This window comes from Amycolatopsis sacchari, from assembly GCF_900114035.1.
In the GTDB taxonomy this organism is placed as follows: Bacteria; Actinomycetota; Actinomycetes; order Mycobacteriales; family Pseudonocardiaceae; genus Amycolatopsis_E; species Amycolatopsis_E sacchari.
The window spans coordinates 748,695-767,326 of sequence record NZ_FORP01000001.1 but is presented as its reverse complement, the minus strand read 5'-3'; the positions used below and the strand labels follow the sequence as shown (position 1 = coordinate 767,326).

Sequence of the window (18,632 nt, the reverse complement as noted above, 5' to 3'; positions counted from 1 at the left end):
GTGCCGGAGCGGGGGGACGGACGGCCCGTCGAAGCCGGGCATGAAACCTTCGCCGGCGTGCTGTCCCCGGGCGGCGTGTGATGGGGGACAGGCTGCCGCGCAAGGTCTACGAGCGCGAACTGGCGCGGCTGCAGGCCGAGCTGGTCAAGCTGCAGGAGTGGGTGCGCGCCGAGCGGCGGCGGCTCGTGGTGATCTTCGAAGGGCGCGACGCGGCGGGCAAGGGCAGCACGATCAAGCGCATCACCGAGTACCTGAACCCGCGTGTCGCGCGGATCGTCGCCCTGCCACGCCCCGACGACCGGGAGCGCGGGCAGTGGTACTTCCAGCGCTACGTCGAACAGCTGCCCGCGGCGGGGGAGATCGTGTTGATGGACCGCAGCTGGTACAACCGCGCTGGGGTCGAGTGGGTGATGGGCTTCTGCTCGAACGAGGAGCACAGACGGTTCCTGCACCAGTGCCCCATCTTCGAGCGGCTGCTGGTGGAGGACGGCATCCTGCTGCGCAAGTACTGGTTCTCGGTCAGCGAAACCGAGCAGGAGCACCGGATCCGCGCCCGCCTGAGCGACCCGGTCCGCCGCTGGAAGCTGTCCGCGGTGGACCTGGAGTCCATCGAGCACTGGGACGACTACTCCCGCGCCAAGGACGAGATGATCCTCTACACCGACATACCCGAGGCGCCTTGGTCCATCGTGGACAGTGACGACAAGCGCCGCGCGCGGGTCAACATGATCGCGCACCTGCTGGGCAGCGTGCCGTACCACGAGGTGCCCCCGCCGGCGATCCGGCTGCCGCAACGTCCGCCGGCCACGGGCTATCGGCGCCCGGAGAAGAACCCGGGCAACTACGTGCCCGACCACGCCGCCACGTTGTGACCGACGTCCGGTCCCCGAGGTCTTTGTGCCCTCCGCGCTCACGACCACGCGGAGCAGGGTCGGTGGCGTGAACGACAACGGAATTCCCCTCGGCAGCATCGAAATCAGTGTGCGAGGGCAGTTGCCCGGCGCGGGCGAGCACCTGCGCCGCCGCCTGCACGACGCCCTGGCGCGAGCACCCCGGCCGGTACTGGCGGCCCGGGCGACGATCGCCCGGCGCAACGACGCGGCCGCGGCCGTCCGGATCTCCGCCACCATCGATCTCAACGGGCGGATCCTGCACGTTGACGTGGACGGCGAGACCGTCGCCACGGCCGTGGATCACCTGCAGGACTGCGTGCGGCGGGCGCTGGACCGGGCGGGGCGGCACCGCGCGGCGGCGGACCGCCACCGCCCGGCCCGGCCGGTCGCGGTCCGGGACCGGGAGATCGTGCGGCACCGCACGTTCAGCCTGGCCCCGGTCGCCGTGGCCGTCGCCGCGGAGGAACTGCAGGCGCTGGGCTACGAGTTCCACCTGTTCACCGACGCGGGCACCGGGCAGGACTGCGTGCTCTACCGGGTTCCCGGCGGCCTTCGGCTCGCAGGGCTCGATCCGGCCGTGCAGGGCGGCCCGGCCACGGTAAGCCCCCATCCCGCCCCGCGCCTGACCCTCGACGAGGCCCGCGAGCGCTTCGAGCTCGACGACCGCCCGTTCCTGTTCTTCGCCGAGGCCGGCACGGGCCGTGGCGCCCTGCTGCACCGGCGGCACGACGGCGACCTCGGTCTTGTCACCGCCGGCTGACGCTTCACGAGACGGGCGCGCTCCAGACCAGTTTGGTGCCGCCGGCCTCGGCTGTCTGGACGCGGAAGGCGCCGCTCGCTTCCTCTGCCCGGGTCGCGAGGTTGTGCAGCCCGCTGCGGGCGACCGTGGCGGGCATGCCCCTGCCGTCGTCGGTGACGTCGATGACGAGGTCGTCGCCGACGGAGATGGTGATGGTCACCGTGTTCGCCCGTGCGTGCCGCACGGCGTTGCTCACCGCCTCGCGTACGACGGCCTCCGCGTGCTCGGCCAGCTCGGCCGACACGACGCCGAGCGGGCCGGAGACCCGTACGGTCGACCGGAGCCCGGATTCGGCGGTGATCTCCGCGATGATTTCGTGCAGCCGCTTGCGCAGCTGGGTGGTGCCCTGCAGGCCGCCGTGCAGGTCGAAGATCGCGGTGCGGATTTCGGCGACGATGCTTTGCACGTCCTCCACGGCGTCGGACAGTCGGCGCTGGATTTCGGGGGAGCGGGTGCGCAGTCGGGTGCTTTGGAGGGCGAGGCCGTGGGCGAACAGGCGTTGGATGACGTGGTCGTGGAGGTCGCGGGCGATGCGGTCGCGGTCGGCGAGGACTTCGAGTTCGTAGAGGCGGCGCTGGTCGTCGGCGAGCTGGAGGGCGAGCGCGGCCTGGTCGGCGAAGGACGCCGCCAGGGGCAGCTGGTCGGCCGCGAACGGTTCGCGGCCGAGCCGGCGTAGTGCGACGAGGACACCGGAGACGGTGTCGGCGGAGGCGCGCAGCGGCAGGACGAGCGCCGGGCCGAACTCCTCGTCGAGGTCACGGTCCAGGTCGTAACGCAGCCGGTGGGTGTGCACCGGCTTGGCTTCGTGGAAGGCGGTGCCGCAGCTGGACCCGTGGACGGGGATGCGCCGCCCGCGCAGCCTGTCCGAGTCCAGCCCCACGCTGACGGTGACCACCAGCGTCTGCACCTCGCTGGCGGGCAGTTCGGGATCTTCGGGCTGGGCGAGGAAGGTGTAGTCGGCGCCGGTGAGAGCCAGGGTGCGGTGCGCGATCAGGTCCAGGACCTGCTCGGAGCCGGTCTGGGAGAGCAGTTCGGCGCGGATCTCGCTGGTGGCCTCCTGCCACTGCTGGCGCAGTTTCGCCTCCTCGTAGAGGCGCGAGTTCTCGATCGCGATGCCCGCGGCGGCGGCGAGCGCCTGCACGACGACCTCGTCGTCCTCGGTGAAGGGCTGCCCACCGGCCTTCTCCGTGAGGTAGAGGTTGCCGAACACCTTGTCCCGCACCAGGACCGGCACGCCGAGGAAGCTGCGCATCGGCGGGTGGTGCGCCGGGAACCCTGAGGAGGCCGGATGCTGCCCCAGGTCGTCCAGGCGCAGCGGTTTGGGCTGCTGGATGAGCAGGCCGAGCAGGCCGTGGCCCTCGGGCAGGTGCCCGATCTCGGCGCGTTTTTCCTCGTCGATGCCCTCGTAGACGAACTGCGCGAGCCCGACCCCGTCGGCGTTGAGCACGCCGAGCGCGCCGTAGCCGCAGTCCACCAGCTCGATGGCGGCGTGGACGATCCGGCGGAGAGTTGCTGCCAGGTCGAGGCCCGCGGCGATGGCGAGCATGGCTTCGAGCAGCCCGTCCATCTGGTCCCGGGCGCCGACGAGCTGCTCCACCCGGTCCTGCACCTCGCGCAGCAGCTCCCGCAGCCTCAACTGCGACAACGTGCTGCGCAGCGAGGGAGACGCTTCTCCGTGCCGGGGGTCCTCATCAACCATCGGCCCAGCTTGACATTCGCGCTCCAGGATTACCATGGCTGGCGTCGTCGCTGGTTGCGCCACCTCGGGCCTCAGCCGTCAGGACGCACGGGGCAGGGAGAGGCGCAGGACGGCGCCGTGTCCGTGGGCGTTGTGCGCCGATACCGAGCCGCCGTGGCGGGCGGCGATCTCGCTGACGAGGGCGAGCCCGAGACCGTAACGGCGGCGGCCGGTGGGTGCGTGCCCGGCCGGGCCCGGGGCGAAGCGGGTGAACAGGGTCGGCATGACCTCGGGGTCGATGCCTGTCCCGTCGTCGGTGACGGTGAGGGTGACGTGCTTGCCGGACTGCTGCACGGCGACGGTCACGGTGCTCGTGGCGTGCCGGATTCCGTTGTCGAGCAGGGCGGTGACCGCGCGGCGCAGCGCGGTCTCGGTGCCGTTGACGGGCGTGGCGGCGCTCTCGGCGAGGTCGAGCTGGATGCCTCGTTCGGTGGCGGCGGGACGGGCGGCCGTCACCGCGTCGCGCACGGTCGCGGCGAAGTCGGTGCGCTGGTGGGAACGGCCCTCACGCGGATCCGCGGCGAGGAGCAGATCCTCGAGTATCCCGGTGAGGTGGCGGGCATCGGTGACGAGTTCGTCCACTTCGGACTCGAGCGGGGTACCCACTGCGTGGCGCCGCAGGAGCTGCGCGCGAGTGGTGAGCAACGTGAGGGGGGTGCGCAGTTCGTGCCCGGCATCGGCGACGAACCGGCGCTGCAGGGACAGCGCGCGGGCCAGCGGGACGAGCGCGCGGCGGCCGGACCAGGCACCTGCGGCGGCGGCGAGGACGAGCCCGACCGCGCCGGTGACCAGCAGCGCCTTGATCAGGCGGTCGCGTTCGACATGGGCGGGGCGCAGGTCGAGCACGGCCTGGACCACCTCGTCTCCGCGGCGCTGGGTCAGCGTGCGGTATTCGTCGTGCCGCGCGGACGTCCCGGTCGTGCGGGTGACGCCGTCCGCGGCGGTCGCGGCGAGTGCGTTCCGGTCGAGGGCCTCGGCGGGCAGGCCAGGGGTGAGGTCGAGGTGCCCGTCCCGTTCGATGGCCAGCCACAACCCCGCCGGCGGGTCGGTGACGTCGTCGGTGCGCTCCACGGTGGTGACCAGCAGGGTGTTCTGGTCGGCTTCCTGGCTGCGCAGCACGATGAGCACCGCGACCCCGCACAGCACGCCGACGGTGATCGCGACCGCGAGCGCGGACTGCAGGCCGGCGGCGAGCGCCGTGCGCCGCAGCATCCGGGTCTCGGGGTTCACGCGGTCCGGCCCAGCTGGTAACCGCGCCCGCGCACGGTGTCGATCACTTTGCGGCCGAGCTTGCGCCGGAGGTAGTGCACGTAGCTGTCGACCACGGCCTCGTGTTCGGCCTCGTCGAACACCAGCGCCAGTAAGCGGGCGCGGGAGAACACGTGCCCGGGCCGGGTGGCCAGCAGCGCGAGCAGGGCGGACTCCCGTTCCGACAGCCGGACCGGTTCGGCGGTGTCGCGGACGACCAGGCGCGTGTCGAGTTCGAGCCGTCCGCCGGGCACCGGCAGGGTCCGCGCGGTGTCGAGGTGGCGGCGGCGCAGCGCGCGCAGGCGCGCGAGCAGCTCGTCGATGTCGAAGGGCTTCGCGAGGTAGTCCTCGGCCCCGGCGTCGAGCCCGACCACCCGGTCCGCGGGGTTGCCGAGCGCGGACAGGATCAGGGTGGGCGTCACCACGCCGCGGCCGCGCAGCCGGGCGAGCAGGTCGAGCCCGTCGACGGCGGGCAGGCCCCGGTCCAGCAGCAGGACGTCGTAGTCGCGGGTCAGGCCCAGGTGGAGCCCGCGCTGGCCGTCGGCGGCCTCGTCGACGTCGTAACCTTCCTCGGTCAGCAGCCGGGTGAGCATGGCCAGCAGCTGGGGATCGTCCTCGACCACCAGCACGCGCGGTGCCTGCCCGTTCACGACGCCATTGTGCCGGGCGGCACGAGCAGGCCGCCCAGCGCGGACGAGTGGTGCACCCGGCGTCCGGCGTCGACCGCGTGCACGAGGCATCCCGGCTGCGCGGCGGCCCAGGCGATGCCGTCCCGGCCGAGGGCGAAGGCGGCGGTGGACACGGCGTCGGCCGTGGTGAGGTCGGCGGCTACGACGGTGAGGCTGACGAGCTCGCGCGCCGGGCGTCCTGTGCGGCCGTCGATGACGTGCTCGCCGCGTTCGTAGCTGCCCGACGTGGCGACGGCCAGGTCGCGGACCGCGAGCACCGCGCACACCGCCATCGGCTGGTCGGGGTGGCGGATGCCGACCGACCAGGTCCGGCCCGCGGCGAAGACGTCACCTCCGGCGTTGAGGCAGAACTCGCCCACCCCTTCGGCCCGCAGCAGGTCGGCCGCCCGTTGCGCCGCCCAGCCTTTCACGACGCCGGACGGGTCGAAGCCGCGGCCGGGCAGCCACGCGCGGAAAGCGCCGCCGCTGCGGTGCTCGTAGGTGCGGCAGAGATCGAGGATCTCCCGCATCTCTTCGCTGTGCGGGCCGCCGGGCGTGAACCGGGTGACTTCGCTGTCAGCGCGGAAGGGGCTGAACCGCCGGTCCACCTCGCGCAGCCACGCGAAGGCGCGCTCAGCCGCGTCGGCGGCGTCGGCGGGCACTTCGAGCGAGATGGGCAGGCTCATGATCTGGCGTACCAGCCGCATCAGTGGCCTTTCGCGTCGAGCGCGCCCTGCAGTGACTGCGCGTAGGCCTCGCTGGTGGCGGTGGCGCCGGAGACGGTGTCGATGTGCGCGCTCTGCGCCTGCAGGGCTTCCTGCCGCAGGGTCGGCGCGGCCCGGTTCGCGATGCGCTGGCTGTGCCGGTCCCCGGGTTCGGTGATCAGGGTGACGTCGGTGATGCGACTGCCGCTGAAGGTGACCCGCACCTGGTAGGGACCGTAGTCGCTGTCGACGACTGGACCGTCCACAGTAGACCCGTTGCTGCCGCTCGGTGCCTGGGAGGCCGGGGGAGCGGTAGCGGCAGCGGGCTGGGCGGCCGACGGTGTGGACTGGTAGCGCAACAGCGGCAGCGCGGCCGCGACGCCCAGCACCACCACGACGAGGGTCTTGCGCATCGGGGCTCCTTTCACGCGGCGAAGGCGAACCGTTCGGTGTGGCACTGCCCGGCCGGGACGCCGAGCTCGGCGAGGGTGCGGCGGACGGCGTCGGTCATCCCGGGCGGCCCGCACACGTACACGTCGCGCTCGCGGACGTCGGGCACCATCGCGTGCAGGTGCCGGGCACCCAGCACCGGACCGAAGCGGCCGACCGCCGTGGAGGGCCCGAGGACGAGGAACATCCGCGCGCCGCACAGGGAGGCGAGGCGCCGCAGCTCGTCGGCGAGCACGGCGTTCTCCGCGGTGTTGGCGCGGTAGATCAGGGCGATGTCGTCGTGCTCGCGGGCGAACTCCTCCAGCAGTGCGCGGACCGGGGTCACCCCCACCCCGCCGGCGATCAGCAGCACCCGCCGCCGCGTGCGGCGCCGCGCGGTGAACGCGCCGTAGGGGCCCTCGGCGAGCACCCGCGTGCCGGGCGGGACGGTCTGCAGCCAGGCGCTGCCGTCCCCGAGCGCTTTGACGGTGATCCTCAGGCTCCGGCCGTCCGGCATGGCCGACAGCGAGTACGGGTGGGCTTCGTGCCAGTGGCCGGGGGTGAGGAAGCGCCAGAGGAAGAACTGCCCGGCCCGCGCCGGGAGCGCGTCGAGCGCCCGCCCGGTGATCACCACCGAGACCACGTCTGGGCTTTCGCGGATCACGGACTCCACGCGCAGCCGGTGGCGCAGGTTCCGCACGAGTGGCAGGCCGATGCGGGACACCGCGATCAGCCCGAGTGCGAGCCCGTAGAGCGACCACCAGTACACCCGGCCGATCGGGGAACCCGTGAAGTCCTGGCCGACCGTGACCTGGTGCAGGAACCCCAGTACGACCGCGAGGTAGGCGAGCAGGTGCACCAGGTGCCACGACTCGTACCGCAGCCGCCGCCGCGCCACGCGGGCGGATGTCGCGGCGACCGCCAGCAGCAGGACGAACGCGATTGTCGCGATGAGCACGTCGTCGGTGTGGAACACGAGGGTGCCGACCTCGGCGAGGACGGGCGAGCCGTCCTGCGACGCGTAGCCGAGGGTGATGAACACGACGTGGGCCACCACCAGCCACAGCACCCAGAACCCCGTCCACCGGTGCCACAGCGTCAGCCGGTCCAGGCCCAGGCGGCTCTCCAGCCACGGCAGCCGGGAGATCAGCACCAGCTGCAGCACGAGCGCCAGCGCGCCGTAGAGGCCGGTGAGGCGGCCCAGCGCGGTCAGCGGACCGGCGGGCGCGCTGAGCTCATGGCCCAGGACGAACAGGTCCGTGACCCACGCCGCGTTGAGCCCCAGCAGGGCGGTCAGCCACCATCTCGCGTTCACGAACCCCAGTTTCGGCGCGGTTTCTGGGTGAAACCTGGGAAGTTCGGCGTTCCCAGGAATCTCCCAGGAACCGTCGGCAGGCTGTGCCGCGTCCGCCGCACGAACAGGGGGCTTGATGCCTGTCTTCATCTCCGGTCTGCCGCTGCACGTCATGGTCGTGCACGCGGTGGTCGTCCTGGTACCGCTGTCGGTGCTGGCCGCGCTCGTGGTCGCGCTGTGGCCCGCCGCGCGCCGCCGCTACGGCTGGCTCGCCGTGGGTGTCACCGCGGTCGCGACGGTGTGCATCCCGATCGCGACGAGCAGCGGCGAGGACCTGCGCGACCGGCTGGTGCCCACCGAGCTGATCCGTGAGCACGCGCACCTGGGCGACCAGCTGCTGGTGTTCGTCGCCGCCCTGCTGGTGGTGCTCGCGGCGTTGGTCTGGTTCGCCCGTCGCCCGCGGGAGGCCCCGGGCGCGGCCCGCCCGCCGCTGCGGGCGGTCGTGCCGGTGCTCGTGGTGCTCACGGTCGGCCTCGCCGTCGTGTCCGCCGTGCAGGTGGTGCGCATCGGTGACTCCGGTGCCCGCGCCGCGTGGAGCGGCGTGCAGTACACCGCGCCCCAGCACGAGGGCGACGACGGCTGACGGAGGTCCCGTGGACCGGGGACGTCGGCCTCTCCGGAGCGCTGCCGGCTCGGCGGATCATCCCTCCCACAGCCTCGGAGGAGGAATGAGATGCCTGGTTCCGGTCTCTCCGGCCCGCTGACCGCGGCACTGGAAGCCGCCGTGCGGGCGCCTTCACCGCACAACACCCAGCCGTGGAGCTTCGAGTTCGACGGTGACCGGATCGCGGTGTTCCTCGACCCGCGGCGGGTGCTCGGCGTCGTCGACCCCGACGGCCGGGAGGCCCGCCTGTCGTGCGGCGCCGCGGTCCTGAACATGCGGGTCGCCCTGCGGGCCGCGGGGCGCAGGTCCGTGGTCCACCTGCTGCCGGACCACGAGCGCCCGGAGCTCGTCGCGCTCGTCGGCGCGGGCGGGGTGCACCACCCCGCTCCCGCTGACGAGGTGCTGGCGAGGGCGGTCTTCCGCCGCCGCAGCAACCGGCGTCCGTTCACCGACCAGCCGGTGCCGGTGCGGGTGCGGGAGTCACTGGTGCGGGCCGCGCGGGTGGAGGGCGCGGAGCTGTTCGTGCTCGAGGAGCCCGCGCGCCTCGACGAAGCCGCGAGGCTGCTGCGCCGCGCCGAGCACGTGCAGAGCCAGGACCCGGCGTTCCGCGAGGAGCTTCGGCGGTGGACGGTCGAGGGGCGTGACCGCGAGGACGGCGTGCCGGTGCTCGCCGGGGGACCGCGGCCGGCGGTGGGCAGCCTGCTGTCCCTCCGGCAGTACGCGGACGAGGACACCCGGGCGGAACGGCCTTACGAACAGCAGCCGCTGGTGGCGGTGCTGGCCTCGTACACCGACACGGCCCTGGCACACCTGCGCACCGGCCAGGCAATGCAGCGGGTCCTGCTGACGGCCGCGTCACAAGGGATCAGCGCATCGTTCCTGTCGCAGCCCGTCGAGGTGCCTGCCACCCGCACGGCGCTGCGCGCACTGGTCGGCGGCCGCGCGCACCCGCAGGCCATGCTGCGGTTCGGCTACGGGTTCCCCAGCCCAGGAACGGGACGCCGTCCGGCGGAAGCGGTTGTGCGGCGGGGTGGCGCCTCCCGTTGAGAGGTAGCGGCGATCCCGGTCCTCAGCCCTCCGGCTGCTCGGCGTGCCGCGCGGCCGTGCGCAGTGTCGCGTTCTGCACGGCCCCGACGAGAGGCGCCGCCACGGTCCAGTAGGCGCGGAACTTCGCCTGGCTCGCGCGGTCGGCGAGCGCCACCCGGACGTCGTAGGTGAGCACGGCCCGCGCCCGGCCGTAGGGCAGTGCCGACAGCGAAAAGACGATCTTGCCCCAGCCGGGCTCGGAGAACGACGCGAACTCCTCCGGTTCGATCCGCCGCCACTCGACGACCGGTTTCCAGAACCGGCCGCCCACGCCGGCCGCGATCTCGGTGCCCGGCCGTTCCCCGAGGACGACCCACTCGGAGCCCGCGGTCATGTCGTCGATCGTCAGCCTGGTCGGCCTGCGGGGCATCCGGTGGTGGCGGTTGTGCCACCGTTCCGGTAGCTCGCGGACGCGGAACGCGGCGTCGACGAACCCGCCGCCCACCTCCGTGAAGTCGAGCGCGCGCAGGGCGTGGTACGCCCGCTCCGCAGGAGCCGCGGCCACCAGGTGCCGGGTCTGCATGAAGTCGTAGTGCGGCGCGAAGCGGTCGGCGAGCAGCGTGGGCAGGCCTTCGGTGGTGCTCATGGCGACTCCTTCCGGTGCGTGCCCCGGAGTCCACCCGGGGGGACGGGTGGCGGGCAGCGGCCGAAGGTCCCCCGGACAGGGGCCCAACAGCCCCAGACCGGCGCCCACCCCGGCCGTAGCGTCGCGCCCGAGGTGAGGACGATGACCGTCATCTGGCTGATCGTGTGGCTGATCTACCGCACACCCGAGGTGGCCTCCTGGGGCCCGTGGAACAACTGGGGCGTCGCGTTGTTCGTCTGCCTCGCCATCGATCTCCTGGGCGCGCTCGCCTCCGGTGGCAAGCGGACGGCGCGGCGGTGACCCCGCGGCGGCGGCACCCGTCGCGTAGTGGGGGCCCGGACGAACGCCCGGGCCCCCACTACGCCGAGCCACGCTTTCAGAGCAGCCAGCGGCGCTGCCGCACGACCTGCGCCCACCGGCGGCCGAAGCCCCAGGTGTTGCCGGCGTAGACCGCGGCCAGCGCGATGAGCGCGATCGCGTAGAGCAGGTGGTAGTCGATGATCGGGTTGGTCGAGCCGCTGGGCTGGCCCGCTTCGGTGAACCGGTCGAGCGGCCACTCGGCGACCCACATCAGCAGCAGCATCAGCGTGCCGGTCACGGCGGCGACGCGCAGGCCGATCCCGAGGACCACGGCGAGTCCGATGGCGAGCAGGCCGGTCATGAACAGCCAGTCCGCCCAGGGCGCTCCGGCCCACGAGCGCAGCGTGCCCGCGAAGGGGCCGACGTCGACGTGGCTGAGGAACCCCTTGGTCGGCGAGCCGCCGTTGATCCACGCCTGTGCCGACGTGGTCGAGTAGCCCCAGCCGAAGGTCTTGTCCAGGAACGCCCACAGGAAGACCAGCCCGGTGGCCACCCGCAGCACGGCCATCACCTTCGCCGCGGTCGGGGTCATCACCGCGCCGTGCACGCGGGCGGTCTGCGCCGCGCGCTGGGGCGGCACCTGCAGTTCGTCGTTGAGCTTGGGGTCGTACTGAATGGACATCGGATCTCCTCTCCTCGCTCCGCCCCGGATTCCACTCCCCGGCGCGGAGGGAGTCTGGGGGACAAAGTCCTCTGGGCGGAGGACGAACGCCCGCCGTCGCTGTGCCGCGATGCGGCTAGCTTTCGCTTGAGTGACAAGGAAAAGAGGAGCGAACGGCGATGGTGGACAACAACACGGGCATGCTGGCCGTCGGCGTGGACGCGGCGCCTGGTGCGCTGCACGCCGCTCGCTGGGCCGCGCGGGAGGCGGTGCGACGCCACCGCGGACTGCGGCTGGTCCACGCGACCGACGAGCGGTCCCTGCACTACCCGCGTGGCCTGCCGGTCGGCGACGACCTGCTGGAGGTGGTCCGGATGCGCGGGCACCGCCTGCTGCGGGCGGCCCGCGATGCCGTCCGGGAAGTCGCGCCGGAGTTGCCCGTCGAGCTCGTCCTGAGCCGCGAAGCACCGGGTGAGGTACTGCTGGACGAGTCGAAGGCGGCGCCGCTGCTCGTCCTCGGCACACCGGGGCTGCGGCCGCTGGCGCGGGTGTTCGCGGGATCGTTGTCGATCGCCCTCAGCGCGCACGCCGCGTGTCCGGTCGCGCTGGTGCGCGGGCACGCGGGGGACGACGAACCGCCGTCGGAGGGGCCGGTCGTGGTGGGCGTCGACGGGTCGTCGTCGAGCGAGGAGGCCGTGGCGATCGCCTTCGAGGAGGCGTCATGGCGGGATGTGCCGCTGATGGCGGTGCACGCCTGGGACGACGCGTTCCTGTCCGCGGTGTTTGAGGAGACCCACTGGACCCCCGACGAGGCCGCGGTCGAGGCGAGGGAGTCCGAGGTGCTCGCCGAACGGCTGGCCGGGTGGCAGGAGAAGTTCCCGGAGGTCGCGGTGGAGCGGGTGATCACCCGGGGCAGGCCGTCGGCGGCACTGCTCGACGTGGCCGACCGCGCGCAGTTGCTCGTGGTCGGCAGCCGGGGCCGGGGTGGGTTTTCGGGCCTGCTGCTGGGTTCCACGAGCCAGGGGGTCATGTCGTATGCGTTGTGCCCGGTCCTCGTCGCGCGGCACAGGAGGTGAGGCCGGTGCGGAAGCCGCTGGTGGCGGACCTGATGACCCATCCGGTCGTCACGGTGTCGCCCATGACTCCGTTCAAGAACCTGGTCGCGATCCTCACCGAGTACAAGATCGGCTCGGTGCCCGTGCTCGACGGCGGCGACCACCCGGTCGGCGTGGTGTCGGAGACCGACCTGCTGCTGAAGGAAGGCCAGCGCGAAAAGGCCGAGCCCCCGTCGGTGCTGGCTTCCCGCGCTCGCTGGCGGCGCTGGGACCGCGGCAGGGGAACGACGGCGCGGGACGTGATGAGCGACCGGGTTCACGTGATCGGCCGCGAGGAACCGGCCGCGGCCGCCGCGCGGCGCCTGCTGCGCCAGGGGCTGCGGCGGCTGTACGTCGTCGACGGCTCCGGCCGGCTCGTCGGCGTACTGTCCAAACGGGACCTGCTGCACGTGTTCCTGCGCTCCGACGAGGAGCTGCGCGAGCAGGTCGAGCAGGACGTGCTGCGCCGGTGCCTGTGGGCGGATCCCGACCGGACGAGTGCCCGGGTGCGCGATGGTGAGGTGACGCTGAGGGGGTCGGTGGAACTGCGCAGCGAGGCCCGCCGCGCGGTGGCTCTGACCGAAGCCATTCCCGGTGTCGTCGCGGTGTACGACGAGCTGAAGTTCGACGTGGACGACGCCGGGGCGGTCTGAAGGAGGACGACATGCCTGTCGTATCCACAATGGAGGATGAGCGTGCCGTCGGCGGGATCGTCGTCGGCGTCGACGGATCCGCGCGGGCGCTCGAAGCCGTCCGCTGGGCGGCGCGCGAGGCGGCGAGCCGGCACGCCGGGCTGCACCTGGTGTCCGGGTTCGATCCGGCGATCGCGTGGTACGGCGAGGGCGGTCCCGTCCCACCTGTGCCGGTCGACTCGGTCGAGCAGGCGGCGAAGGCGGACCTGGTGCGCGCGGCCGCGGTGGCCCGCGAGGTCGCGCCGCGGGTTCCGCTGCGGACCGAACGGGCCCGGCACCAGCCCGTCCCGTTGCTGCTCGACGAGTCGCGACGGGCGCTGATGGTCGTGCTCGGCGCGTCCGGCCGTGGAGGCTACCGCGGGATGCTGACCGGCTCCACCGCGGTCTCGGTCGTCGCGCACGCCGCCTGTCCGGTCGTGGTGGTCCGTCCACCCGGGACACCGGGCGGGCCGGTGGTCGTCGGCGTCGACGGCAGCCCAGCGAGCGCGCGGGCGCTGGAGGTCGCCTTCGACGCGGCTTCGCGGCGCGGGGTGCCGCTCGTGGCGGTCCACTCGTGGAGCGACGCCGACTACGTGACCCTTCCCGTCCAATACGGGCTCGTCGAGACCGCGCCGACGCGGGAGGAACAGGCCCGTGTGCTCGCCGAATGCCTGGCGGGCTGGCAGGAGAAGTACCCGGACGTGCGGGTGGATCGCGTGGTGCTGAAGGACAGGCCGCGGCACTGCTTGCTGGAGTGGAGCGGGAAGGCGCAGCTGGTGGTCGTCGGCAGTCACGGCCGGGGCGGCTTCCAGGGCATGCTGCTGGGCTCGACGAGCCAGGCGCTCCTGCACCACGCCCGCTGCCCCGTGCTGGTGGTCCGCCCGTGAGCGGGTGCTGATTCCCCCAGTTCCTCCCCGTCATCGTCCGTACGGGAAACGGGCGATCCGCTGCCGCTCCCGCGCCCTTCCTCAGGTGCGCGGGAGCAACTGCGCCAGCACGTCCCGCCAGCTGATCATGCCCACCAGGCGGTTCCCGTCGGCCACCACGGGCACGCAGCGGCGACCCGAGTCGACCATGATCGCGATGACGTCCGTCAGCTCCGTGGTGACGGGCACCGGTGGAACGGTGTGCACGAGCTGCCGGACGCGCCTCGGTGCGAGGCCGGGGATCGTGCCGCTGTCGGGAGCGGGCTCGCCTCGGGCGCCGGGCACGAACCGGGCGCCGACGAGGTCCGCCTCGGTCACCACACCGAGCAGCCGCCCTTCGCCGGTGACCACCGGCAGCGTGGTGAACCCGCGCTCCAGCATCAGCGCGGCCGCTTCCTCGATGCCGGCATCGGCGGTGACGCCGAACACCGGGCTGCTCATGATGTCGCTCGCTCGCATGACCCGAGCTTCGCGCCCGCACGGCCGCCGGAACAGAGGCACCAGTGCTGACCGGGACAGGGCCTCGGGCACCGCCGGAAAGGACCAACGACCCTTCGCCGCCACCCGTGCGGTGCGGAACCTTCGAGGCATGAAACGGTGGTGGAGAACGGCACACGTGACGCCGAACCCGCTCGTGCGGCCGGTGGACCGGCTGGAGAGCGCGCTGCTCGTCTTCGTGGTGGCGCTGGTTCTCGCGGCGGTCCCGTTCGCCTGCGCGTTCGGCTCACAGACCTACGCCGACCGGCGCGCGGCCGAGGCCGCGACGGACCGGCGGCCCGCGACCGCGGTGCTGCTGGCCGACGCCCCACCTGAAGCCGTTACACCCCAAGGAGTTCCCCTCGACAGCCGGGCCGCGGTCGTAGCGGCGTGGCAGCTGGCCGATGGCAGCGAACGCACCGGGACGATCTCCGCCGACCGCGGTACGGCGAAAGGCACGCGGGTGCCGGTCTGGCTCGACGCGACCGGAAACCCGGTGGCGCCACCGCCGCAGCCGGGAGATCTCGTCGTGGTCGGGGTCATGACCGCGCTGATGACCTGGCTGGGGTTCTCCGCGGTCGTCGGCGGTGCGTTCCTCGCCTCCCGCGCCCTGCTGGACCGGCACCGGCGCGCGCTGTGGGACCGGGAGTGGGCGGTACTACACCTGAGGAGGACCCCGTGAGAGCACGCGACATCATGACCGCACCCGTGGTCGCCATCCACACCGCCGAGGACGTCAGGATCGCCGGGCAGCTGCTGGCCGAGCGCGGCTTCACCGCGCTGCCGGTGGTGGACGACGACAACCGGGTCACCGGCATCGCGACCGAGGCCGACTTCATCGCCGACCGGTTCCCCGGCGAGCCGCGCCGCCCGGCGCACACCGTGGCCGAGCTCATGACGGCCCCGGTGCGGACCGTCGACGTCGACGACGACGCGGCACGGCTGGCACGGCTGATGCTCGACGAGCACCTGCGCTGCCTGCCGGTGGTCGACCGGGGCAAGCTGGCCGGCGTGGTCACCCGCAGGGATTTCCTGCGCGTGCTGGCCCGCCCGGACGAGGCACTGGCGAACGACGTCCGCGGCCGGCTGGCCGTGTTCGGCGGCGGGGACCGGTGGATCGTCGACGTCCGTGACGGCGAGGCCACCATCCTCGACCGGTTCGACAGCGACAAGGACCGCGAGGTCGCCGTGATCCTCGCGGAAGGGGTACCGGGCGTGATCCGCGCACGGTGCTACGTGGGAGAAATCGAGCACCAGGAGGAAAAGGCATGAACGCCCCGGTCGTCGTCGGAGTGGACGGAACCCGGCAGTCGCTGCGCGCCGTCGAGTGGGCGGCCGAGGAGGCCGCGCTGCGCCACTTGCCCCTGCACGTGGTCAACGGGTTCGGCATCCCGGACGCGTTCTACGGCGAAGCGCTCCCGCCCCGGGACTGGCTGGACTCGCGCCGCCTCGAAGCGGAGGAGATCGTGCGGGAGGCCGCGGCGGCGGCCGGGCACCGCGAGCACCACCCGGTGGTCGAGCAGGAGTCCGTTCTGGACTCCCCGGTGCCGTTGCTGCTGCGGCGGTCGGAGGACGCGACGATGCTCGTCGTGGGTTCCGCCGGCCGCGGGGTGCTGGGTGACCTCGTCGTCGGCTCGGTGGCCACGGCGCTGACAGCCCACGCGCATTGCCCCGTGGCCGTGGTGCGGGGTGAGGACCGGGCGGGCACGGCCCCGGTGGTGGCCGGGGTGGACGGCGGACCGGCTTCGGAAGCGGTGCTGGCACTGGCCTTCGAGGAGGCTGCCGTCCACGGCGTGCCCCTGGTGGCGGTGCACGTGTGGGCCGACGCCGACCCGGGCCGGGTGTTCGCCGAAGCGATGGCGCCGTTCGACTTCGAACCGTTGCGGGAGAAGGCGAACCGGGTCCTCGCGGAGGCACTCGCGGGCTGGCGGGAGAAATTCCCCGACGTCGAGGTCCGCCGCGTCGTCGAGGAGGACAAGCCGCGTCAGCGGCTGCTGGACTGGAGCCGGAGCGCGAGGATGGTCGTCGTCGGCAGCCGCGGCCGCGGCGGGTTCACGGGGCTGTTGCTGGGTTCGGTGAGCCAGGCCCTGGTCCAGCACGGCGGCTGCCCCGTGCTCGTCGCCCGCGGTTGAGGAGCGCGGCGATGCGGGCGAGGACGGGCGACTGGATCGTCGTCAAGAGCCGCACGGTCGGTGCGGCGGAACAGCGCGGCCGGATCGTCGAGGTGACCGCTCCCGACGGAGCACCACCCTACGTCGTGCACTGGGTGCACGACGACCACGTCTCGACCTTCTTCCCCGGTGCCGACGCCCAGGTGCTGACACCGGACGAGCTCGCCGCCGCAGAGGAGAGGCAGCGCAGGCGGTTCCTGGCCGTGCAGCAGGAGATCTTCCGGACGAGGAGGGCATCATGAGCGAACACAAGATCGTGGTCGGCGTGGACGGTTCGCCGATGAGCGCCGCCGCGTTGCGGTGGGCGGTGCGCCAGGCCGAGCTGACCGGCGGTGCGGTGCACGCGGTCACGGCCTGGTCCTACCTCCCCGTGCTCGACCTCGGTGCGGTGCAGAGCACGGCCCAGGAGATGGCCGAAGCACACCGGCGCGCGCAGGCGAAGTTCGTCGACGCCGTGCGCGTGCCCGGCGTACCCACCCGGGCGGAGGTCGTCGAGGGCGATCCGGCCGACGTGCTGCTGGCGGCGGCCCGGGACGCGGACCTGCTCGTGGTGGGCAGGCACGGGCACGGGAGGCTGGTGCGGGCGCTGGTCGGTTCGGTCAGCGCGAAGTGCCTGCGGGACGCGACGTGCCCGGTGGTGGTCCTGCCCGCGAAGGCCGCGGAGGCCGAGCGCGAGGTGATGGGCTCCCTCGGCTACGAAGCCGGGCCGATCGTCTGATTCGTCCACGGTGTCCACAAGGGACAGGAGAGGTGTCATGAACGACAGGGAAAGCGCCAACGCCACCCGCGAGGCGAAGGAGTCGGCGAAGAACCGCGTCTCGTCGCACAGCACGGAGGAGCTCGCCGAGCGGGCCATCCGGGTGTACTTGGCCACGCAGAAGCGGGAGAAGCAGGACAAGCACGACGACGAAGACGAGTGACGACAGCGGCGACCGCCGCCGGGATCCGTGGTGTCCCGGCGGCGGTTCTCGTCATTCGAGCAGCGCGGCACGCCGCCGTTCGTACTCCTCCTGGTCGATCTCCCCGCGCGCGAAGCGCTCGTCGAGGATGCGCAGCGCCTTGTCCTCGGGCCGGGCGCGGCTGCCCCGCAGCAGGACGGCCACCAGTACGACGAGGGTGACCGCCAACAGCACCGACAGCAGGAGTGCCGGCAGTCCCCAGCCGGCGTTCATGTGGTTCCAGTACGGCATTTCGTCGCTCCTCATCGGCGGACGGGACGGTCCAGGGGCGCCAGGACCTCGGCGAGGTCGCGCCGGGGTGTCGCGGGCAGCGGGTCGGCGTTGATCGGGGCCCAGCCGACCCGCAGCACCATCTGGGGGTAGCTGCCGCCGGTCACGCGGGTGCGCAGGATCTCCCGGGTGTCCGCGACTTCCAGCGGTTCGCTCAGCGGGCAGGTGGCGAGCCCCAGCGCGGTCGCGGTCAGCAGGACCGCGCTGGTCGCCTCGCCGGCCCGCAGCTGGGACATCCGGTCGTCGGAGGTGGTGCCCAGGACGAGCAGCATCGTCTCGTCCGCCTCCCCGTCGGCGTCGGCGGGCTGCGCCAGCCGAGGATCGGCGAACCGGCGGCCGGGCAGTGCTCCCGGTTTCGGATCCGGCGCGGGCGTGTTCGCACTCGGGACTCCGTCGGGTGCGGCGTGGCGGCCGCTCCACTCGGCGAGCTCGGCCCGGTACGCGGGATCGTGCTCGTGGTGCCGCGCGGCCGTGACGATGGCGCGCCACAGGTGGTAGCGGGCCGATCCGTCGCTGGTGCTGAGAAAGGTGCCTTCGGCCGCGGCGCGCCGGGCCATCAGCTGGACGTCCTCGTCCGGCACGGGCCAGGAGCTGTGGCGGCGCCGGTCGCTGCGCCGCCGCGGGATCGCGGCGGCGAGCTCGATGTCCTGTTCGGACGCGTCATGCCGGTGCAGCTCGACCGCGGCGAGGTGGTCGGGGTCGGCGGGGTTGGGCAGCCGGTGCACCTGGGCGCGCCAGCCCAGCGCGGCGAACCCGGTGCGCAGGTGGTGCAGCGCCGCACCGCAGCTGAGCAGGAGGTCCCGGCCCTGCGGGTCGGTCTCGGGCAGCAGCCGGGTGCGGTCGGCGTAGAGGTGCACGCTGCGGTCGCCCACTCGCCAGCGCCACGGCTGCGAGTTGTGCAACGACGGCGCGCGGACCGCGAGGGCGATCGCCGCTTCGACGGTCTGGGTGTCGGGAAAGCCACGGTCCATCGAAAAAACCTGCCTCGGTCTGC

The 18,632-nt window shown here is 73.0% G+C and carries 25 protein-coding genes; 14 read left to right on the top strand and 11 right to left on the bottom strand.

The annotated features are described in order from the left end of the window. Positions 1-80 precede the first annotated feature (80 nt). Positions 81-872, top strand: coding sequence for a polyphosphate kinase 2 (ppk2, locus tag BMZ92_RS03670; protein ID WP_091504193.1), 792 nt, complete (start codon positions 81-83; stop codon positions 870-872). A gap of 67 nt (positions 873-939) precedes the next feature. Then, positions 940-1,653, top strand: coding sequence for a sigma 54 modulation/S30EA ribosomal C-terminal domain-containing protein (locus tag BMZ92_RS03665; RefSeq protein ID WP_143249785.1), 714 nt, complete (start codon positions 940-942; stop codon positions 1,651-1,653). Positions 1,654-1,657: 4 nt separating this feature from the next. On the opposite strand, the gene BMZ92_RS03660 is transcribed toward BMZ92_RS03665, so the two are convergent. From BMZ92_RS03660 to BMZ92_RS03635, 6 genes are all read right to left on the bottom strand, one after another. Then, positions 1,658-3,391 (bottom strand): GAF domain-containing sensor histidine kinase, encoded by a 1,734-nt coding sequence (locus BMZ92_RS03660; protein ID WP_177228519.1) that lies wholly within the window; start codon positions 3,389-3,391, stop codon positions 1,658-1,660. A gap of 78 nt (positions 3,392-3,469) precedes the next feature. After that, positions 3,470-4,660, bottom strand: a complete 1,191-nt coding sequence (locus tag BMZ92_RS03655; RefSeq protein WP_143249784.1) for a sensor histidine kinase — start codon at positions 4,658-4,660, stop codon at positions 3,470-3,472. Continuing rightward, positions 4,657-5,328 (bottom strand): response regulator transcription factor, encoded by a 672-nt coding sequence (locus BMZ92_RS03650; protein ID WP_281245141.1) that lies wholly within the window; start codon positions 5,326-5,328, stop codon positions 4,657-4,659. The genes BMZ92_RS03655 and BMZ92_RS03650 overlap by 4 nt, the downstream gene beginning before the upstream one ends. Beyond that, positions 5,325-6,053 (bottom strand): FAD:protein FMN transferase, encoded by a 729-nt coding sequence (locus tag BMZ92_RS03645; protein WP_091504190.1) that lies wholly within the window; start codon positions 6,051-6,053, stop codon positions 5,325-5,327. The genes BMZ92_RS03650 and BMZ92_RS03645 overlap by 4 nt, the downstream gene beginning before the upstream one ends. Continuing rightward, positions 6,053-6,463 carry an FMN-binding protein gene (locus tag BMZ92_RS03640; protein ID WP_091504189.1) on the bottom strand — a complete coding sequence of 137 codons (411 nt, stop codon included), beginning with the start codon at positions 6,461-6,463 and terminating at the stop codon, positions 6,053-6,055. Before BMZ92_RS03640 ends, BMZ92_RS03645 begins: the two co-directional genes overlap by 1 nt. 11 nt (positions 6,464-6,474) lie before the next feature. Further along, positions 6,475-7,794 carry a ferredoxin reductase family protein gene (locus BMZ92_RS03635; protein ID WP_245782864.1) on the bottom strand — a complete coding sequence of 440 codons (1,320 nt, stop codon included), beginning with the start codon at positions 7,792-7,794 and terminating at the stop codon, positions 6,475-6,477. Positions 7,795-7,909: 115 nt separating this feature from the next. Here BMZ92_RS03635 and BMZ92_RS03630 point away from each other — a divergent pair, with 115 nt between their 5' ends. Both BMZ92_RS03630 and BMZ92_RS03625 read left to right on the top strand, forming a co-directional pair. Then, positions 7,910-8,416: a DUF2231 domain-containing protein gene (locus BMZ92_RS03630; RefSeq protein ID WP_091504188.1), complete on the top strand. Its 507-nt coding sequence runs from the start codon at positions 7,910-7,912 to the stop codon at positions 8,414-8,416. Between the two features lie 90 nt (positions 8,417-8,506). Further along, positions 8,507-9,484 carry an Acg family FMN-binding oxidoreductase gene (locus BMZ92_RS03625; RefSeq protein WP_091504187.1) on the top strand — a complete coding sequence of 326 codons (978 nt, stop codon included), beginning with the start codon at positions 8,507-8,509 and terminating at the stop codon, positions 9,482-9,484. Between the two features lie 22 nt (positions 9,485-9,506). Here BMZ92_RS03625 and BMZ92_RS03620 read toward each other — a convergent pair whose 3' ends face one another. Beyond that, entirely contained in the window at positions 9,507-10,109 is a 603-nt protein-coding gene (locus tag BMZ92_RS03620; RefSeq protein ID WP_091504186.1) for a hypothetical protein, read from the bottom strand. Positions 10,110-10,250: 141 nt separating this feature from the next. Between BMZ92_RS03620 and BMZ92_RS37225 the strand changes: the two genes are divergently transcribed. Beyond that, positions 10,251-10,409, top strand: a complete 159-nt coding sequence (locus BMZ92_RS37225; protein WP_177228517.1) for a hypothetical protein — start codon at positions 10,251-10,253, stop codon at positions 10,407-10,409. Positions 10,410-10,485: 76 nt separating this feature from the next. Here BMZ92_RS37225 and BMZ92_RS03615 read toward each other — a convergent pair whose 3' ends face one another. Continuing rightward, entirely contained in the window at positions 10,486-11,091 is a 606-nt protein-coding gene (locus BMZ92_RS03615; protein ID WP_091504185.1) for a DoxX family membrane protein, read from the bottom strand. Between the two features lie 158 nt (positions 11,092-11,249). Here BMZ92_RS03615 and BMZ92_RS03610 point away from each other — a divergent pair, with 158 nt between their 5' ends. Genes BMZ92_RS03610 through BMZ92_RS03600 form a run of 3 tightly spaced genes read left to right on the top strand, consistent with a single transcriptional unit; the run spans position 11,250 to position 13,722 of the window. Beyond that, complete coding sequence (locus tag BMZ92_RS03610; protein ID WP_091504184.1) at positions 11,250-12,146, top strand: universal stress protein; 897 nt, start codon at positions 11,250-11,252, stop codon at positions 12,144-12,146. Positions 12,147-12,151: 5 nt separating this feature from the next. Further along, positions 12,152-12,817: a CBS domain-containing protein gene (locus BMZ92_RS03605; protein WP_091504183.1), complete on the top strand. Its 666-nt coding sequence runs from the start codon at positions 12,152-12,154 to the stop codon at positions 12,815-12,817. Between the two features lie 11 nt (positions 12,818-12,828). Beyond that, positions 12,829-13,722 (top strand): universal stress protein, encoded by an 894-nt coding sequence (locus BMZ92_RS03600; protein ID WP_245782863.1) that lies wholly within the window; start codon positions 12,829-12,831, stop codon positions 13,720-13,722. A gap of 81 nt (positions 13,723-13,803) precedes the next feature. Here BMZ92_RS03600 and BMZ92_RS03595 read toward each other — a convergent pair whose 3' ends face one another. Further along, complete coding sequence (locus BMZ92_RS03595) at positions 13,804-14,220, bottom strand: CBS domain-containing protein (protein ID WP_091504181.1); 417 nt, start codon at positions 14,218-14,220, stop codon at positions 13,804-13,806. Between the two features lie 130 nt (positions 14,221-14,350). Here BMZ92_RS03595 and BMZ92_RS03590 point away from each other — a divergent pair, with 130 nt between their 5' ends. The 6 genes from BMZ92_RS03590 to BMZ92_RS37220 are packed head-to-tail and all read left to right on the top strand — an operon-like array spanning position 14,351 to position 17,329. Next, a complete protein-coding gene (locus BMZ92_RS03590) occupies positions 14,351-14,920 on the top strand; it encodes an Rv1733c family protein (RefSeq protein ID WP_143249783.1) in 570 nt (189 codons plus the stop codon). Beyond that, positions 14,917-15,510 (top strand): CBS domain-containing protein, encoded by a 594-nt coding sequence (locus BMZ92_RS03585; RefSeq protein ID WP_091504179.1) that lies wholly within the window; start codon positions 14,917-14,919, stop codon positions 15,508-15,510. The genes BMZ92_RS03590 and BMZ92_RS03585 overlap by 4 nt, the downstream gene beginning before the upstream one ends. Continuing rightward, a complete protein-coding gene (locus BMZ92_RS03580; protein WP_091504178.1) occupies positions 15,507-16,370 on the top strand; it encodes a universal stress protein in 864 nt (287 codons plus the stop codon). The genes BMZ92_RS03585 and BMZ92_RS03580 overlap by 4 nt, the downstream gene beginning before the upstream one ends. 11 nt (positions 16,371-16,381) lie before the next feature. Then, positions 16,382-16,651 (top strand): DUF1918 domain-containing protein, encoded by a 270-nt coding sequence (locus BMZ92_RS03575; protein ID WP_091504177.1) that lies wholly within the window; start codon positions 16,382-16,384, stop codon positions 16,649-16,651. Further along, complete coding sequence (locus tag BMZ92_RS03570; protein WP_091504176.1) at positions 16,648-17,127, top strand: universal stress protein; 480 nt, start codon at positions 16,648-16,650, stop codon at positions 17,125-17,127. Before BMZ92_RS03575 ends, BMZ92_RS03570 begins: the two co-directional genes overlap by 4 nt. A 37-nt stretch (positions 17,128-17,164) precedes the next feature. Next, positions 17,165-17,329, top strand: a complete 165-nt coding sequence (locus BMZ92_RS37220; protein WP_177228516.1) for a hypothetical protein — start codon at positions 17,165-17,167, stop codon at positions 17,327-17,329. 51 nt (positions 17,330-17,380) lie between these two features. Here the strand turns inward: BMZ92_RS37220 and BMZ92_RS03565 are convergent, their stop codons facing one another. After that, complete coding sequence (locus BMZ92_RS03565; RefSeq protein ID WP_281245140.1) at positions 17,381-17,614, bottom strand: SHOCT domain-containing protein; 234 nt, start codon at positions 17,612-17,614, stop codon at positions 17,381-17,383. Continuing rightward, positions 17,611-18,609: an Acg family FMN-binding oxidoreductase gene (locus BMZ92_RS03560; protein ID WP_091504174.1), complete on the bottom strand. Its 999-nt coding sequence runs from the start codon at positions 18,607-18,609 to the stop codon at positions 17,611-17,613. Before BMZ92_RS03560 ends, BMZ92_RS03565 begins: the two co-directional genes overlap by 4 nt. Positions 18,610-18,632 lie beyond the last annotated feature (23 nt).

Excerpts from the sequence above, each read along its gene's own strand:
- BMZ92_RS03595 (WP_091504181.1), bottom strand. The coding sequence starts at position 14,220 with ATGCGAGCGAGCGACATCATGAGCAGCCCGGTGTTCGGCGTCACCGCC.
- BMZ92_RS03580 (WP_091504178.1), top strand. The coding sequence starts at position 15,507 with ATGAACGCCCCGGTCGTCGTCGGAGTGGACGGAACCCGGCAGTCGCTG.
- BMZ92_RS03590 (WP_143249783.1), top strand. The coding sequence starts at position 14,351 with ATGAAACGGTGGTGGAGAACGGCACACGTGACGCCGAACCCGCTCGTG.
- BMZ92_RS03610 (WP_091504184.1), top strand. The coding sequence starts at position 11,250 with ATGGTGGACAACAACACGGGCATGCTGGCCGTCGGCGTGGACGCGGCG.
- BMZ92_RS03625 (WP_091504187.1), top strand. The coding sequence starts at position 8,507 with ATGCCTGGTTCCGGTCTCTCCGGCCCGCTGACCGCGGCACTGGAAGCC.
- BMZ92_RS03660 (WP_177228519.1), bottom strand. The coding sequence starts at position 3,391 with ATGGTTGATGAGGACCCCCGGCACGGAGAAGCGTCTCCCTCGCTGCGC.
- BMZ92_RS03630 (WP_091504188.1), top strand. The coding sequence starts at position 7,910 with ATGCCTGTCTTCATCTCCGGTCTGCCGCTGCACGTCATGGTCGTGCAC.
- BMZ92_RS03600 (WP_245782863.1), top strand. The coding sequence starts at position 12,829 with ATGCCTGTCGTATCCACAATGGAGGATGAGCGTGCCGTCGGCGGGATC.
- BMZ92_RS03640 (WP_091504189.1), bottom strand. The coding sequence starts at position 6,463 with ATGCGCAAGACCCTCGTCGTGGTGGTGCTGGGCGTCGCGGCCGCGCTG.
- ppk2 (WP_091504193.1), top strand. The coding sequence starts at position 81 with ATGGGGGACAGGCTGCCGCGCAAGGTCTACGAGCGCGAACTGGCGCGG.
- BMZ92_RS03570 (WP_091504176.1), top strand. The coding sequence starts at position 16,648 with ATGAGCGAACACAAGATCGTGGTCGGCGTGGACGGTTCGCCGATGAGC.
- BMZ92_RS03620 (WP_091504186.1), bottom strand. The coding sequence starts at position 10,109 with ATGAGCACCACCGAAGGCCTGCCCACGCTGCTCGCCGACCGCTTCGCG.
- BMZ92_RS03565 (WP_281245140.1), bottom strand. The coding sequence starts at position 17,614 with ATGAGGAGCGACGAAATGCCGTACTGGAACCACATGAACGCCGGCTGG.
- BMZ92_RS03615 (WP_091504185.1), bottom strand. The coding sequence starts at position 11,091 with ATGTCCATTCAGTACGACCCCAAGCTCAACGACGAACTGCAGGTGCCG.
- BMZ92_RS37220 (WP_177228516.1), top strand. The coding sequence starts at position 17,165 with ATGAACGACAGGGAAAGCGCCAACGCCACCCGCGAGGCGAAGGAGTCG.
- BMZ92_RS03560 (WP_091504174.1), bottom strand. The coding sequence starts at position 18,609 with ATGGACCGTGGCTTTCCCGACACCCAGACCGTCGAAGCGGCGATCGCC.
- BMZ92_RS03645 (WP_091504190.1), bottom strand. The coding sequence starts at position 6,053 with ATGCGGCTGGTACGCCAGATCATGAGCCTGCCCATCTCGCTCGAAGTG.
- BMZ92_RS03575 (WP_091504177.1), top strand. The coding sequence starts at position 16,382 with ATGCGGGCGAGGACGGGCGACTGGATCGTCGTCAAGAGCCGCACGGTC.
- BMZ92_RS37225 (WP_177228517.1), top strand. The coding sequence starts at position 10,251 with ATGACCGTCATCTGGCTGATCGTGTGGCTGATCTACCGCACACCCGAG.